We start from the raw sequence: 15,738 nt of genomic DNA on the forward strand, positions 1-15,738 counted from the left end.
AAGCTGTGGCGTTTTTTTTTACTATATCCTGAAGAATATCCCCTTGCGGTAGAGGAAGTAGCACAACCCCCACATGGCCGCCAGCGTAGCTATGGCCGAAACCAGCGCCAATCCATGTTCTCCGAATCCTGTCCAAGAGAGAAACCCGCTGGTGAAGATGGCCAAGGTGCTATTGAGCCAACGGCCGAGGATCTCGGCAAAGAGGTAGATGAAGATCGAATTCATCCCCACGACTAGAAAGAGGAAGATGCCTTGGCGCTTGTTTTTCACGTCTACGAGCCAATAACTGAAGGCCAGTGCCAGCAGCGCCCAACCTCCGGAGGCGAAGGCAAAGGCTGTGGTGCTGATTCGCTTGATGATCGGAGTAATCCCCGCCCAGTCCAGTCCGTAGCCTATCGCTAGTCCAATGACGCCCGCAATGACAAAAATCTTAATCTTTTCCGCAGCGGGTTTGGCAGAAAGTAGGACGTTACCGCAGATCGCTCCCCAGATCGTATGGGCTGCCGTCGGGATGCAATTGATGGCGACCCAACCCCCATTGTTGATCTTGCCCATAAGAATTTGGTCGGTATAGTTGCCGAAGTTAGTGCCGTGGACAAAAGGTGTCTCAGGATTGTAAATTCGGTAAAGGACTTCGGTCAAGGCCAGCAGTCCCAATGAAGTACCCAGTTGGATTTTCCATCCCTTGTCGATCAGGAGATAGGTGACCAGCACCGTAAAGGAAAGCTGTGTCAATACGTTCCAGAGTTCGAATACTAGCTTACCCGCGTAGATGCAGTGCAGACCGGTACCAAAGAGAAACAGAAGCAGGCATCGCTTGAGAATATGGCGTGTGACAGCGCTGCGGTTTTCTGATAGAGCCAGTCTTTTGTTGAGCGAAAAAGGCATGGCCACACCCACGATAAACATGAAAAAGGGCTGGATCAAATCCCAAAATCTAAGTCCGTTCCATTCGTGATGGGTAAACTGGAGGAAAAAGGGATAGAGGCTACTGCCATCTGGAAAAAGCTCGAGCAAAGCATCGTAGACATGGGCTGCCTCCGCGATGAGCAAAAACATGGTCAGGCCTCTAAACAGATCCAATGAAACCAGTCTTTGGGTGGGTGGGATGGTTGGGGTCATTCAGGATTTTGGGTTTGGAATAGTGGGGGTAGGACCAGGATTTGTTTCGAAACTGGATAGGCTAGAAGCTTTCATCTTCTTTTACGCCCAGCTCCTTGAGTTTGCGCCTCGCCTCCTGCAGCTCCTTGTTGAGTGTTTCCACTTTGTCGAGTAGGCGAAAGATCACGTCTATGCCTTCTGGATTTATTTGGAGGTCTTGATGGATCCGAATCATTTTTTCAAGCAAGCTGAGTTTTTCTTCGGGCAAATATTGGATTTCTTCCACCGTATACAATTCTATCAATCCCAGCTCGCTCAAGGAGTCGATGAAGGAAACCTCGATCTTATAGTGAGTGCATAGGGTTTCGATGAGTATGAGTTTAGGATTTGCCATGATGTCGGAGTTTTCTCAGTTGTTCGAAAAGTTGTTTTTCCGCTTCACTTAGGTTGGTTGGGTTTTTCACGGCGTAGGTGAGGATCAGGTCTCCAAATTCGCCTTCCATTTTGTACCGGGGAAATCCTTTTCCCTTTAGGCGGACCTTGGTTCCACTTTGCGTTTCAGAGGGCACTTTGAGTTTCACCTTTCCATCGAAGGTTTCCGCTACGATCTCACCGCCGAGGATCGCGGTATATAGATCCAAATCTACTGTAGCGAAGAGTTGGTCTCCTTCCCGCTGAAAGGCGGTGTCGTTTTCCAGATGGAATTTGATGTATAAGTCGCCATCGGGACCTCCATTGACTCCTTTTCCACCTTTTCCCTTGATCTTGATCGTCTGTCCGTCGGCAATCCCAGCCGCGATAGTCAGCCTGATTTTTTCTCCGTTTACGGTGAGTACCTGCTGGTGGGTACGGTAGGCGTCCCTAAGGTTTAGATGCAGCTCAGCGTGATAGTCTTGTCCCCTAAACTTCGCCCGCCTGCCGCCCTGACTGAAGCCTCCGCCGCTGCTTCCAAACATCGATTCAAAAAAATCCGAATAGTCCGACTCTGAAAATCCCCCTCCAAAATCCCCGGTATCCGGTCTTTGGCGATAGGTGTAGCCCCCGGAATCCCGCTGTTCGAACTGTTCTGCGTGCTTCCAGTCCTTGCCATACTTGTCGTACTGCTTACGCTTTTCGGAATTGCTGAGCACTTCATTGGCTTCATTGATTTCCTTAAACTTCCGATCTGCTTCCTTGTCGTCCGGATTAACGTCCGGGTGGTATTTCCGAGCGAGTTTTCGGTAGGCTTTTTTGACGTCTGCTTCGGTGGCATCTTTTGGGATACCAAGCGTCTGGTAATAATCAATAAAATCCATTGGCAAGTAATTTTGCTAGGTTGGGGAGATTGCAAATGCTACCTGACTAAATATAGTCACTATGGCGATATCCGGGAAATTTCCGTCCCGGAAATGCTCATACGTTTGCGATTGCCTTTCCGGATTAGACTTCGACTTTTTGGTTTAGGAGAGGATAGTCGATATATCCTTTTTCTGTACCGCCGTACATGGTTTTGGGATCGGCTTCGTTTAAATCCGCATCCAGTTCAAATCGTTTTGGAAGATCAGGATTGGCAAGAAAAAGTCTTGCGTAGGAAATGGCATCCGCTTTCCCTTTAATCAATTCTTTTTCGCCGGACTCTCGGTCGTAGTTGGCATTGGCGATGAGGCTAGTCTTCACCAAGTCGCCAAATAGAGCGACGTCGTTTTCGATTGGATAGCGCGGCAAGAGATCTGCGTCGGGACTTCTTCGAGCCAGTTCTATGAAGGCCAAGTCCAAACCGTTGATTTTTTCGATCAGATAGGAGAAAGTGCCAACCGGATCTTCCAGTTGGATCCCATTGTTGGTGCCGAGCGGAGACAGCTTCACGCCAACTTTGGAGGAGCCGATCGCTTCGCAGATTGTCTCCAAGGCTTCCAGCATAAAACGGCATCGGTTTTCCACTGATCCTCCATATTGGTCTTTTCTATGGTTCGAGCTATCCGCAAGAAACTGGTTGGGCAGGTAGCCATTCGCGCCATGGAGCTCGACTCCATCAAAGCCTGCCTCTATTGCATAAAGTGCCGCCTGTCGGTAGTCGAGGATGGTTTGCCGAATATCCTCGAGAGACATTTCCCTTGGGGTTTCGAAGTCTTTCATGCCTTCCGACGTGAAGTGACGCTGTCCTTCAATCGCAATGGCCGATGGTGCTAGGGGAAGCTTGTTGGAGCGGTCGACGGAATGGCCGACCCTGCCCGTATGCCATAGCTGGGCAAAGATCAATCCTCCCTCATCGTGAACGGTCTCGGTGACTTTTTTCCAAGCTTCCACCTGTCCCGAAGTGTAAAGGCCGGGTGTGAATGGGCTTCCTATTGCGTCTTTCGAGATATTGGTCGCCTCGCTGAGGATGAGACCTGCGCTGCTGCGCTGGGCATAATACGTGGCGGTCATTTCCTGGACCAGTCCGTCTTCAGGTGCGCGACTGCGGGTCATAGCAGCCATGACCATCCGGTTTTTGAGTTGAAGATCCCCGATTGTGGTTGGAGTTAAAAGTTTCATAGTTGGTTTGTTTAGAAGTGTTAAAGTTTTTGTTTCAGTCGATCAGGTCGGGAATTTGTTCCCCAGATGGGGAATGCGTGTACTCGGTACCCTTGTATCAGGCAGTTCCCAATGTTTGGTCTCTCCCGGCCCATAAATCCCATTTATTGAAAACAAGCCCCGAAAAGGGTATGGATTTCCGAGCCAGCTTTACAGACAGGTGCCTAAACGATGCCAAAGGCAGGAGATGAAAGTGTCAGATGGTAGCGTGCAGTAATTTTAACCTTTGGAGAGAATTTTTAACTAGGAGCCAAGGTTGCTCATGTGCAACTTGCCGGATGCTCATCCGCCAATTTCTTTTAGTCGGGTTACTATTCGTTTTCTTTTCCGCCGAAGGGCAGGATTATTTGGACTACCACCGTTCTGTTCGAGCGATCGAGGCCTCACTTCTGCAGGAGGAATGGGAGGAGGCTTTGGCACTTACGCTACGTTTGGAGCGGGATTTCGAATTTCTTTTCAAAAAAGACCTCAAGATTGCACTCCAGCTTGCTTATCGCGTAGGGGATTCCGTGTCTTTCCGGAGGTTTTCAGGAAAGGCTTTTGAAAGGGGTTGGGATTGGAAAAAAGCAAAAAAGGAACTTAGGGATAATTCCGACTTTGAGCTGGGGCTGGGCGACTCCTTGAAATCCATATCAAAACGTACACGAAGAATTCCCGTGCCCTACCCAGAAATCCGGGAACAGGTAAAGCGGCTTTTCATCCAGGATCAATGGCAGGCCTTGGGAGGTTTGTTCACCTTTTCAGCAGAAAGGCAGGATCGCTATGCCGAAAAGAAATTTGCGCCAAAGGCAAAGAAAAGGGTGGAGGAAATTCGAAGTATCATGGATCAAGTCGGTTATCCCGGAGAGATGTTGATCGGCAATTCGGTTTGGGCCTCAACGATACTTTCGCACTACAATTCGATTTCCGAACGCTTTGCAAAAGCCGATACGCTTTACCCCGCACTCAAAGACTCCCTTCGACGAGACTTGGGTCTTGGCAAGATTTCGCCCTTTGAGTTTACCCTGATCGACAATTGGTATCAATCCATAGTGTCAGGACGTCAGGTTGAGTCCTATGGAATTTTGGAGAGAGAAGTCAGCGACGAGGCACTTCCCATGGTGGATACAAATCGTTTGGCGGTTGGCTTGCCCACTGTAGCGGATTATAATCGACTCTTGGATTTGCAGGAGAAAAACGGGATTCGACTGTTTTTTGGTGAGGCTTGGGGAAGCAACTCTCCCATTGAGATAAAAAATAAAATCCCGCCCAGCAGTCGTCAGGCGGGATTTTGAAGAAGGCACAGTGTTAAAACTGGCTTTTGAACTGCTCGATTTTTTGATCCGCTTGTGTGTCTACCTGGAATGAGACCGATACTTTTTCCCAAGCCATGGTGACGGTAGCGACTTTGTTGTTTTCAGCGGAGATGGTGTAGATCAGCCGCTCGGTGTTTTCGCCCATCTTAGGTGCGGATTTTACCGCGACGGCATCGTCGGCAGCCACCGCTGCTTCGTCGATTTTGCCATCCTTAGTATAGGCGTACACGCTTTCAGCTTTTTTGTTCAAGTGGATTGTCCATTCTCCTGTAGCAGCCGGCGTGATGAAGATGGAGTACTTGCCTGCCGGAAGGTTTTTTCCGCCGACACTGACTCCGGTGCTAAACTCGATAATGGTCTGGTTGTTTGCCCCAGCTCTCCAAGTTTCTCCGTATTTGTGGAGTTCTCCGAAAATTTTCCTTCCCTTCACTCCAGGCGAGGAATAGGAGATGCTGATCTTGGTAAAGCCTACGTTTTGTGAAACAAATGCGGAAGGGCTAGCTGCTGGTGCTTGCAGCTGGGCCATTGCGGCAAAGGACGAGGTGATGAACAGCGTGAAGGCAAGTAGCAAGGATTTGGTGTTTTTCATGGGTTTGTTCGATATGGATTTAAGGAGGGAAAGCTACAAAAAAACCGACTGGGTTAGGAGCTTTCTTGCAAAGCTTCCCCCAGTCGGATTAGGTATTCACTAGGCGTTGGGGCCTATTTTTTCAATTGACTTTGGATAAAAGCCACACTCTGAGGAATCTGCTCCACCGACCGACTGCTTTCATCCTCGATCACGAGGTATTTAGTTCCTTGCTTTTTTGCTTCTTGGATCAATCCTGCGATATCGATGTCCCCCGTACCTAGAACGACGTTGGTTTCTACGTCGCCGTGTCCATCAGCAGATCCATTTGTGCCTTTCTTCCGGTCTTTGAGATGGAGCTGGGGGAATTTGCCGGGATATTTCTTCATGATGGCCAGAGGGTCGCCTCCGCCCATCTTTACCCAAAACACATCCATGTTGAATTGGAAGTTTTTGGCATTTTCCAACATATAGTCCATTGGGGTTCCAGAGCCGGAGTTGGCAAACTCATAGCCATGGGGATGATAGGTCAAGGTTATCCCTTCTTTGGCCAGCATTGCGCCGGTTTTGTTGAACAGCTCTGTTGCCGCTTTGATGTCTTCCATAGAGATAGGCCCTTCTGTATGAGGGATCCAGTAGCAGGTGGCGTACTTGGCACCGTGTTTTTTCGCATCGGCGATGATGCCTTCGGGATCGGATTTCAGTCTATTGTAGTCGGCACCCACCCCCACGATCCGGAGATTGTTGTCTTTGAGCAGTTTGGAATATTCGGCATCCGACATGCCATAGCCGCCGCCTCCTTCAAGAGCCGATATCCCCCAGTCGGAGATCATTTGGTGGTATTTGACAGGATCGACCTTCATCTCGTTTCGAAGGGAGTAAAGTTGAAGGGCAATTTCCTGAGCTTTCAGACCCAGGGGGGCGATGAGGAACATCGCCAAAAACAGGGATTTGAATTTCATAGTCTAGGGTATTTTGGATATGCTGTAAGCTATGGATTTTTGAAGATTCAGGAAAGATGTTAAGGGCATTTTCCCTAAATTGTCTGCCCAGCATTCTATTTATGAATTCAAGAAGAAAATTTATCCAAAACACTTCCTTACTAGGATTAGCAATGAGCATTAAACCCGATTTTTCCCTTTTGGCGGCCCAAGACCAGATACTCGGTCACGGCGATTTCAAATACAAAGTCGACACCAAATGGGGCAATCTCGATCCGACCAAAGTCCCGGTGGTAAACTGCCATGAGATGGTCATGGATCGCAAGGGTCGCATGATCATGCTGACTGACGAGGCCAAAAACAACGTGATCATCTATGACCAGTCCGGTAAGCTTCTCAGCACATGGACACTTGGATTGGATCGCGCACACGGACTTTCTCTTGTAGATGAGGGGGACGCTGAGTACCTCTGGGTAGTGGACAATGGGGGCAAAGTGGTCAAGACTAGCCTAGATGGTAAAGTGGTGGCGGAAATTTCCTCCCCGCTGACCAACGAAATCTATACCGAAAAAATGCCTTGGGTACCGACGGAAACAGCCGTTGCACCCAACGGAGATCTTTACATTGCCGATGGCTATGGCTCCCAGTTTTTCCTCCAATACGACAAAGACGGAAACTTTGTCCGGAAATTTGGCGGAAAGGGCAATCAAGACGCGCAGTTTAGCACGGCCCACGGGATAGCGATCGACCAGCGTGGAGGAAAGGCTCCAACGCTTCTTTGTACCTCCAGAGGGCACAATTCCTTCAAGCGGTTTACTATGGATGGAGAATATTTGGAGACCATTTTTCTCCCAGGGGCATTTGTCTGCCGTCCCGTGATCCATCGGGAAAACCTCTATGCCGGGGTTTGCTGGTCGCGACTAAGATATCTCGAACAGACGGACAACTCAGGTTTTGTAACTATCCTGGACAAAAACAACAAGGTTGTCTCCAATCCAGGAGGAACGGCTCCAGAATACCGAAATGGGGAGCTCCAAATTATGCTTCAAAAGGAGCCGGTGTTCAAGCATTGTCACGATGTGTGTATTGATCAGGACGAGAACATCTATGTCTGCCAGTGGAATGCCGGAAAAACATATCCGATCAAGTTGACCAGGGTGTAGTGGGTATTTGGTATCTAGTATTCAGTACCAAGTAGCCAGTATCAAGAGGATTGGCGGGTAGCGCAGTCCCAAATCTCAAATCTCTAATAACTAAAGCTATGAAAAAAGTAACCGTAGGATGGTTTGAAATTCCGGTCAATGACATGGATCGGGCCATCACTTTCTATGAAAATGTGTTTGACTGTAAGCTGGACAAGCAAGTCATGGGTGATTTCGAAATGGCCTGGTTTCCCTGGGGTGATGATGGAAAGGGTGCAGGGGGGAGTCTGGTTTATCACAAGGATTTCTACGAAACGAGCAACTTCGCAGGCACCTTAGTCTATTTTTCTTCAGAAGACTGTGCGGTACAGCTAGCGAAAGTGGAAACAGCCGGAGGGAAGGTGCAAATAGATAAGAAACTGATCGCGCCGGATATCGGGTATATGGGTGTGTTTTTGGATTCGGAGGGCAATCGAATTGCCATACACTCGCGAAGCTGAATCGAGCGTGTCAAGAAAGGCCTGTCGGAATTTCAAATGTCGACAGGCCTTTTTCTTGAAAATCAAATCAATACCACTCTCAGGCTTTTTGCTCCGTGGGCACCGACGACGAGGCTTTGCTCGATGTCCGCAGTTTTTGAAGGGCCCGCTATGAATACCCCGAATCCGGAAGTCGCGCTGCCGATACGCTCGTAGCCTTGGTGCATAGTAGCCACCAGGTTTTTTTTGTTCAAAACGATCACGAGATGTTCGGCAATAAAGGGCACGACACGCAAGCCCAAATCTGCATCCTCCAGCCAAATCGCCCCGTTTTCAGCCACGCCAAACTGACCGTCCAAGATCGCCAGATCTAGGTCATTTAGCTGGTGCGGATCTTCGGGAAGACTGATAGTGGACAAGTCTGAAAAATGTGTGGAGCGCGAAATCAGTTTTGGGTGATTTGATGCAGTCAACCAAGTTTCAAATTCTGCCTGGCTTAATACTTCTCCTTTGTTACCCAAAATGGACTGCACAAAAGTCGCCTCGATCTCTCCCTGAATACCAAATTCGGGGATTTCCGGCAGAGGCTTGGGTTCAAGTTTGATTCCTCGGATCGCGGATAGGATGGCTTCTCTACTGCTCATGATCGGTTCTTTTGATACCATTGCTGGAAGGATTCCTTTGGCGCTTCAGGCAGGTCTCTGCTTTTTCCCCAAGCATTCATCGGGTGGTAGATCAGGCTGTCAGGAAGGGTTTTGAGCGCTTTTCGCATTAGACTCCCAGAGATCTTGTACGCGAGAGGGCTTTTGAAAATGCCCGCTGCAATCCACATCGACAGGCCTTTGCCTAGCTCTCCATGGGCTTTGGTGATTTCCTGTCTCCATTCGTAGAGCTGCTCGTGGATGTTGATCTTTACCGGACAGACATCCGAGCAGCTGCCGCAAAGCGTCGAGGCAAAGGGTAGGGTGCTGTGTTTTTTCATATCCAAGCCCGGAGAAAGGATGGAGCCGATCGGTCCGGGGACGGTGCTGCCATAGCTAAAGCCACCGCTTCTTCGATAGATTGGGCAGGTATTCATACAGGCGCCGCAGCGTATGCACTTGAGCGAGTTTTTGAATTTCTCCCTCGCCAGCTGTGCGGTGCGGCCGTTGTCCACCAAGATGATGTGCAGTTCTCTTCCCGGTGCGGGGCTTCGGAAATGCGAGTTGTAGTTGGTCACCGGCTGCCCAGTGGCAGACCTCGCAAGAAGCCTCAGGAATATTCCGAGGTCTTTTCTCCTAGGAAGGATCTTCTCGATCCCCATGCAGGCTACATGGACATCCGCGAGGTGTACGCCCATGTCAGCGTTACCTTCGTTGGTACAGACGACAAATTCGCCCGTTTCGGCGATGCCGAAGTTGACACCAGTGAGGGCTACTTTGGCACCGAGGAACTTTTCGCGCAGGTGAAGTCTAGCCGCTTGGGTAAGATAGGCCGGATCTTCGTTGCCTTTTTCGGTATGGAGTTTTTCGTGAAACAGCTCGGAAATCTCGCCCTTTTTCAGGTGGATGGCCGGAAGTACGATATGGCTTGGTGGCTGGTGAAGGAGCTGCACGATCCGCTCGCCCAAGTCCGTGTCGACCACGTCTATCCCGTTTTTTTCAAGGAAAGGGTTTAGATGACACTCCTCAGTCAGAATGGATTTGCTCTTGACAATGGCCTGGCAGTCATGGCGCTTTAGGATATCAAGGACAATGCGGTTGTGCTCTTCTCCGTCCTTGGCCCAATGGATTTGGACACCGTTTTTCTTGGCGTTTTCCTCAAACTGCTCCAGATAAGGGCCTAGGTTGGCCAGTACGTTGTCCTTGATCTGGGAGGCAAGGTTTCGCAGGTCTTCCCATTCTGGTATGGTCTTGCTGATACGGTCACGCTTGTCGCGCACAAACCACAGCGTCTCGTCATGCCACTTGGCTTGGGCCTGATCTTTCAGAAATTCGCTTGCATTCTCAGGATGGCTCATGAGATCGCTTGGTTTAGGATTTCCGCAATATGGAGAAACTTCAAAGGCTGCTTGTTTCTGGTGGCTATCCCTTGCAGATGCATGATGCAAGACATATCTCCACCAGTGAGGATTTCGGTTTGGTGTTGGGCGTGGTCTTCGAGCCGATCTTTGCCCATCCTGACGGAAAGGGCCTCCTCGGTGACGGAAAACGTCCCCCCAAAGCCGCAGCACTCGTCGGTACGACTCAGCTCAACCCATTCCAGGCCTTCCAGATTTTCCAGCAGCTTTTTGGCTTTGTTGAACGGGTTCTGGTTGAGCTCCGAACTCGATGAAAGCCTTAGCCCTCGCTGTCCGTGACAGGAGGAATGGAAACCCACACGGTGCGGAAACTTGCCCTCGATCTTTTCGACTTTCAGTACATCGGTGATGAACTCGGTCAGCTCAAACACCTTGTGGTGCAACTTGGCTTGTTCATTTTCCAATCCCGGAATTGCAGGAACGTGTTCTTTGACATGCAGAACGCAGCTTCCCGAGGGCGCGACCACATAGTCAAAGTCTTTGAAAAGTTCGATGAAATGCCTTGTCGCGCCGGCGGTATCACGCTCGTAGCCTGAGTTGGCGAGAGGCTGACCGCAGCAGGTTTGGCCCATGGGATAGGAGACCTTGCAGCCCAGTTTTTCGAGCAGTTCCAGACTTGCCACTCCCACTTGGGGATAAAATTGATCTACGTAGCAAGGGATGAAAAGCCCAATTTTTGGAGAATCGGAAATCATGGCAGAAAGTTAAGGTCAGGATTCCATATTCACCAACATCGCCGCCCCCAATGCGGAGCCGTTGGGGAAATCGCTTGGAATAATCTCCAGTCCAGGTAGCTTTTTGCGAAGCATCTCCAGGAAGATCAGGTTGGCGTTGAAGCCTCCGTCCACATAGAGCTTCTTCACAAGAGCACCGTCCAGCACAAGCCTAAGGGAAGCGACTTGGATGTCCGTCAACTCGTGCAAAAAGGTGTAGTAGGCTTCGGTAAATTCCGGAAAGCTTGCCCAATCGCTTGCGTCGGCTCTTTCCAGTCCATAGTCTTGGGGCTTGAGGTATTTGAAACCTATTCGCTTAGTGTCTTTTTCGCTGACTTTTTCGTACAGCGTTTGATCGAACTTCAGTTTTTTGTAGGTGCCAAGAGGTAGCTGCCAAAATGCGTACATTTCCTCGACCTGATACTTGTGTTCCTCTCCGATGAAAAGGCGTGAGATCTTGATCGGCTGTCCACTGATGCTGAGGAATTGGAGGCAGTCTTTGGTCAGTTCGGATTCGGAAAGTGCCGTTTTGTTGAACGGATTGATGCTGATGGCCCAGGTGCCGGTGGAGAGCAGGGCAAAGGGCTCTTTTTCCTGTTTTAGATAAGGCAAAAGTGCGCCCGATGAGTCGTGCACACCGATCCCACAAGGGATAGAGCCCAGTTCAGGTTTGGTTGTCAGCAAGGCGTCGCCTGGAAGGATTGGGGGAAGAAGCGGCTCGATGCCCTCCCTTTTCACCCACTCGTGGTAGCCCATTTTCTCAAAATCCCAGAGCCCAGTGTGACAACCTATGCTGGTGTAATCAGACACCATCTCGCCGGTGAAGATGAGGCTGAGGAATTGGGGCAGGTGTAGGCAGTGGCGTACGTTTTTGAAGAATTCCGGTTTGGCGTGCTTTAAGAAATAGATCTGCAAACCGGAATTGAGCATTGCCAAGGGAGGTGAGGAAGTCTGCTGGCAAAAGGCCATTTTTCCACCGTTTTCGGTGTAGAATTTCTTAAGCAAGTCCTCGGGAAAAGGCTTTAGGTAGTCATACAGAGGAGTGACCGGTTCGCCTACTTCATCCGTGTGGACGAAAGACGCACCATGGCCGGAGAAGTTCAGTTTCTTGATTTCAAATTTTTCCGACTTCAGGGCTTCGGTAAAGGTTTCGAGCATCCACTCTCTCAGGGGAAGAACAGGTTCGCTCGGAAAGCCATCCTCATCCGGAACGGCATCCATGCGAGTATACGTATTGTGGACCTCCTTGAGGTTTTCGTCAAAAAGAAAGAATTTCTTGTTCGTCTTCCCGATATCAAAGACAGCGGTAACGGGGATTTTTTTCATTTACAATTCACGAAATACGATTTCCGGCGCTTAGAACAGCGTCTAGCAGGCTAGGCGATTGACGACGGTACTTATTTAATCTAGGGCTAGCCCAATTTTATTATCCGGCGGTTTGGCAGGCATTCGATACCAATCCTTCAATTGAGGAATTCGCATACGCTCAGTCTGAGCTTGCTTTTCAACTCCTCAACCTTCTATAGAGACTTTCTCAGCGTCATCCGAAAAGGATTTTTGATGGGAATCCGGTCTTCAGTTCCCAGGATTTGCTCTGCGATAGTTTTGCCCATGCTTTGGAAGTCGGTGGAAATGGTCGTAATGCCGTCGGCGAGGATTTCCTTAAGTGGGGTGTCGTTGTAGGAGATGACTCCGACATCGCGACCTAGCTTGAGCAGCTGTTCTCTGGATTTCTTCACGATATTCACCAAGTCCGATTCCGCCAAGACGATGTGGCAATCCCCTTCATCCAAGGGCTCGTCGTCGTCCACGCCATCGACAATGAGGTTTTTGAAGTCATGGAAAAAGCAGAAACGCTTGAAACCATCCATAATCTCAACTGGGTATAAGTCACCCTTCGGAAATACGAGAATCAAACGCTGATATTTTCGTAGATGGGAAATACCCGATTCCAAAACCTCAAAGATGTCTTTGGAAAAATCCTGATAGACCCCTGGAAACTCATTTTCATGGTCTTTGACTGCACGATCTATAATCAACAGCTTGTCTTTTGGAATGCGTTTGATCAGATCGTAGCCCGTCTCCGGATGTCCAGCGTTGTCAAAGAAATGCGGCGCCAAGACATAATAATTGTAATTGCCCAAGTTGGTTTCCAGCAGATCCTCCAACAGATTTCTGTTGTAGTGATGGATCTGCAGATCCACCGAAGCTTGGGATCCCAAGGTTTCAATGATGGAATAGTAGATGATTTTTTTGTAGGAACTCAGCTTGTTGAAAAGCAAGAGTACTTTTGATTTGTGCCCCATATTCGTGGAGGAGATATAAAAGCCCTTGCCGCGAACCGAGGAGATGATTCCTCGGTCACGCAGCTCGTTGTAGGCTTTTTCGACAGTGTCCCTTGAAAGCAAAAAATCAAAACTGGTCTCATTGATAGAAGGAATCCGGTCTCCAATTTTGAGCTTTCCCTTCTCTATGTCCTCCAGGATCAAATTGACTACCTGGAGGTACTTCGGCGTGCGCGATTCCACGGCGATTTTTTCGGATTTGTCAAGAAGCATAGGTTATTGGGTTATTGGGTTAGGGCAAATAGGGTAATCTCCAATCGAAATTATCGAGGGAAGGCAGCTGCTAAGCCCCCGTCCACATTAAGCATATTTCCGGTAGTCTTGGAGAGCAGTCCTCCGACGAAGGCGAATGCCGCGTCAGCGATGTCGCTCACTTTGACACTTTCTTTCAGCAAGGTTCTGTTTGCATAGTATTGCGGAAGGTCTTTGACGTCGATGCCATAGGCTTTGGCCCGATTTTCGGCCCATCCACCTTCCCAGATGTTGGAGTTTTCGATCACAGCATCGGGATTTACCACGTTGACGCGAATCTTGTCTTCCGCCAGTTCTGCAGCCATCAGTCGTGACATGTGTAGCTGCGCGGCCTTTGCCGTACCATAAGCTACGTTTTTTGGTCCAGCTACCAAAGCGTTTTTACTCACAACATTCACGATATCACCTCCTAAGCCTTGTTGCTTCATCAGGCTGACCCCGGCTCTGGATACGTGATATTGGCCCATGACAAGGATGTCATTCAGACGATCCCAATCCTGATTTGTATGATCTTCGAAACCTTTGGAGATGGAGATGCCTGCATTGTTCACGACAATGTCTATCCCGCCAAACTTCAGGCAGGTGGCTTGGATTGCACTTGCCAAACTCTCCGTATTGGTCACGTCCAGCTGAGCGCCCAGCACGACGTCCTTGCCGTATTTCTTCTCAAACTCAGCCACAGTGCCGTCCAAGCGAGACTGGTCGATGTCGGTCAGGACGACGCAGGCACCTTCTTGGACGTATTTTTCGGCTATGCCCTTGCCGATACCCCCAGCGCTGCCCGTGATGAGGGCAATTTTGCGGGAGAGCGGTTTTTCTTTGGGCATACGCTGAAGTTTCGCTTCTTCAAGAAGCCAATATTCAATGTCAAAGGCTTCTTGAAGCGGAAGGGAAACGTATTCGGATACCGCTTCTGCGCCACGCATCACATTGATGGCGTTGATGTAAAATTCTGAAGCAACGCGGCTGGTCTGCTTGTCTTTCGCGTAGCTGAACATGCCGACTCCCGGCCAGAGGATCACGACCGGATTCGGGTCGCGCATAGCGGGACTGTTGGGATGTTTATGTTTTTCGTAGTAATCAGCATACATCTCGCGATAGGCTTGGAAGGCCGCACCGATGGATTCCTTCAGTGCGCTAACGTCGCTGAGATCAGCGTCTGCTGCTAGGTCGAGTACGAGCGGGCTGATTTTGGTTCTCAAAAAGTGGTCTGGGCAGGAGGTTCCCATCGGAGCCAATTTGCTAAGATCGTGGCTGTTGATAAACTGCAGGACGGTGTCGCCATCATTGAAAGTGCCGACCATTCTTTTTTCTGAAGAAGCCAAGCCCCTCAAGATGGGAGCGAGCTTTGCCGCCTGAATCTTTCTCTGCTCGGGAGCCAGCGAGGAAACTTTCTCCCCTCCAAAGACGGGCCTTTTCTTTCCATAGTTTTCAGCTAAATAAGCCGATGCAGTCTCGATGACTTCGAGGCTGTTCATATAGCATTCATAGGCGGTGTCTCCCCACGTGAACAATCCGTGTCCGCCGAGCATAATGCCCCGAATGCCGGGGTTGTTGTCCAAGGTTTCTTTGAGCAGAAGCCCCAAGTCAAAGCCCGGACGCTGCCAAGGAACCCATGCGATGGCGCCTTTCCAAAGTTCTTGGGTGATCTTTTCCCCGTCTTTGGAAGCAGCGATGGCAATTGCAGCATCAGGGTGTAGGTGGTCTATGTGTTTGAAAGGCAAAAAACCGTGGAGCGGTGTGTCGATGGAAGGAGCTTTGGAAGCCAAGTCGTAGATGCAGTGGTTGAACAGCTCGACCATCTCGTCTTCGAAATCGATGCCCCGGTAAATTCCCTTCAATGAACGGAGCTTATCCACGTATAGCCCCGCCAGTCCGGAGCGGGTCATGGTCCCAATATCACCTCCGGAGCCTTTGATCCACATGACTTCCACCGGCTCTTTGGTCAGGGGGTCGAGTTCGGTGGTCTTGCAGGAAGTGTTTCCCCCACCATAATTGGTGATTCTCAAGTCTGCACCGAGAATATTGGATCGGTAGATCAAAAGGTCGACCTCATTGCCCTCCAGTTTGGCTGCTTTCGCCTCGTCCCATAGGTAGCTTACATATTTGAAACTCATAATCGGTATGTTCATTGTTAAACAGGTCTATTAGTGACAGGATGAATTTCCCTGAAATCAACCCAATAGGTATCCTGTGGTGTCTTGAGTGATGATTGATTTTTTTGACTTTTTATTTTTGCTAAGGAAAAAGGAATTCCGTCTTTAGGATTCAAGTCCTGAAAATTTGCCTT

The 15,738-nt window shown here is 49.5% G+C and carries 15 protein-coding genes; 3 read left to right on the forward strand and 12 right to left on the reverse strand.

The features are described 5' to 3' along the window. Window positions 1-21 precede the first annotated feature (21 nt). The 4 genes from J0A67_RS20465 to J0A67_RS20480 all read right to left on the reverse strand — a co-directional run bounded on the left by J0A67_RS20465 (window position 22) and on the right by J0A67_RS20480 (window position 3,615). On the reverse strand, window positions 22-1,122 hold the full coding sequence (locus tag J0A67_RS20465; protein ID WP_206571253.1) for an acyltransferase family protein: 1,101 nt from the start codon (window positions 1,120-1,122) through the stop codon (window positions 22-24). Window positions 1,123-1,183: 61 nt separating this feature from the next. Continuing rightward, on the reverse strand, window positions 1,184-1,495 hold the full coding sequence (locus tag J0A67_RS20470) for a chaperone modulator CbpM (RefSeq protein WP_206571254.1): 312 nt from the start codon (window positions 1,493-1,495) through the stop codon (window positions 1,184-1,186). Further along, window positions 1,482-2,396: a DnaJ C-terminal domain-containing protein gene (locus J0A67_RS20475; RefSeq protein ID WP_206571255.1), complete on the reverse strand. Its 915-nt coding sequence runs from the start codon at window positions 2,394-2,396 to the stop codon at window positions 1,482-1,484. The genes J0A67_RS20470 and J0A67_RS20475 overlap by 14 nt, the downstream gene beginning before the upstream one ends. Before the next feature lie 124 nt (window positions 2,397-2,520). Next, a complete protein-coding gene (locus tag J0A67_RS20480; RefSeq protein ID WP_206571256.1) occupies window positions 2,521-3,615 on the reverse strand; it encodes an alkene reductase in 1,095 nt (364 codons plus the stop codon). 317 nt (window positions 3,616-3,932) lie between these two features. Between J0A67_RS20480 and J0A67_RS20485 the strand changes: the two genes are divergently transcribed. Beyond that, on the forward strand, window positions 3,933-4,928 hold the full coding sequence (locus J0A67_RS20485; RefSeq protein ID WP_206571257.1) for a hypothetical protein: 996 nt from the start codon (window positions 3,933-3,935) through the stop codon (window positions 4,926-4,928). A gap of 13 nt (window positions 4,929-4,941) precedes the next feature. Here J0A67_RS20485 and J0A67_RS20490 read toward each other — a convergent pair whose 3' ends face one another. Continuing rightward, window positions 4,942-5,538 carry a DUF2911 domain-containing protein gene (locus J0A67_RS20490; protein ID WP_206571258.1) on the reverse strand — a complete coding sequence of 199 codons (597 nt, stop codon included), beginning with the start codon at window positions 5,536-5,538 and terminating at the stop codon, window positions 4,942-4,944. Window positions 5,539-5,651: 113 nt separating this feature from the next. Then, window positions 5,652-6,479, reverse strand: a complete 828-nt coding sequence (locus tag J0A67_RS20495) for a sugar phosphate isomerase/epimerase family protein (protein WP_206571259.1) — start codon at window positions 6,477-6,479, stop codon at window positions 5,652-5,654. Between the two features lie 152 nt (window positions 6,480-6,631). Here J0A67_RS20495 and J0A67_RS20500 point away from each other — a divergent pair, with 152 nt between their 5' ends. Continuing rightward, window positions 6,632-7,621: an NHL repeat-containing protein gene (locus J0A67_RS20500; protein ID WP_241265278.1), complete on the forward strand. Its 990-nt coding sequence runs from the start codon at window positions 6,632-6,634 to the stop codon at window positions 7,619-7,621. A gap of 98 nt (window positions 7,622-7,719) precedes the next feature. Continuing rightward, window positions 7,720-8,100, forward strand: a complete 381-nt coding sequence (locus J0A67_RS20505; protein ID WP_206571261.1) for a VOC family protein — start codon at window positions 7,720-7,722, stop codon at window positions 8,098-8,100. A gap of 62 nt (window positions 8,101-8,162) precedes the next feature. Here J0A67_RS20505 and J0A67_RS20510 read toward each other — a convergent pair whose 3' ends face one another. From J0A67_RS20510 to J0A67_RS20535, 6 genes are all read right to left on the reverse strand, one after another. Next, window positions 8,163-8,723, reverse strand: a complete 561-nt coding sequence (locus J0A67_RS20510) for a LutC/YkgG family protein (RefSeq protein WP_206571262.1) — start codon at window positions 8,721-8,723, stop codon at window positions 8,163-8,165. Further along, window positions 8,720-10,078, reverse strand: coding sequence for a lactate utilization protein B (locus J0A67_RS20515; RefSeq protein ID WP_206571263.1), 1,359 nt, complete (start codon window positions 10,076-10,078; stop codon window positions 8,720-8,722). Before J0A67_RS20515 ends, J0A67_RS20510 begins: the two co-directional genes overlap by 4 nt. Next, on the reverse strand, window positions 10,075-10,833 hold the full coding sequence (locus J0A67_RS20520) for a (Fe-S)-binding protein (RefSeq protein WP_206571264.1): 759 nt from the start codon (window positions 10,831-10,833) through the stop codon (window positions 10,075-10,077). Before J0A67_RS20520 ends, J0A67_RS20515 begins: the two co-directional genes overlap by 4 nt. Window positions 10,834-10,848: 15 nt before the next feature. Continuing rightward, window positions 10,849-12,177 (reverse strand): FGGY-family carbohydrate kinase, encoded by a 1,329-nt coding sequence (locus J0A67_RS20525; protein ID WP_206571265.1) that lies wholly within the window; start codon window positions 12,175-12,177, stop codon window positions 10,849-10,851. Between the two features lie 194 nt (window positions 12,178-12,371). After that, window positions 12,372-13,409: a GntR family transcriptional regulator gene (locus J0A67_RS20530; protein WP_206571266.1), complete on the reverse strand. Its 1,038-nt coding sequence runs from the start codon at window positions 13,407-13,409 to the stop codon at window positions 12,372-12,374. 50 nt (window positions 13,410-13,459) lie between these two features. Beyond that, window positions 13,460-15,580, reverse strand: a complete 2,121-nt coding sequence (locus tag J0A67_RS20535; RefSeq protein ID WP_206571267.1) for a bifunctional aldolase/short-chain dehydrogenase — start codon at window positions 15,578-15,580, stop codon at window positions 13,460-13,462. Between the last annotated feature and the right edge of the window lie 158 nt (window positions 15,581-15,738).

Source organism: Algoriphagus aestuariicola, from assembly GCF_017254835.1.
GTDB classification, from domain to species: Bacteria; Bacteroidota; Bacteroidia; order Cytophagales; family Cyclobacteriaceae; genus Algoriphagus; species Algoriphagus aestuariicola.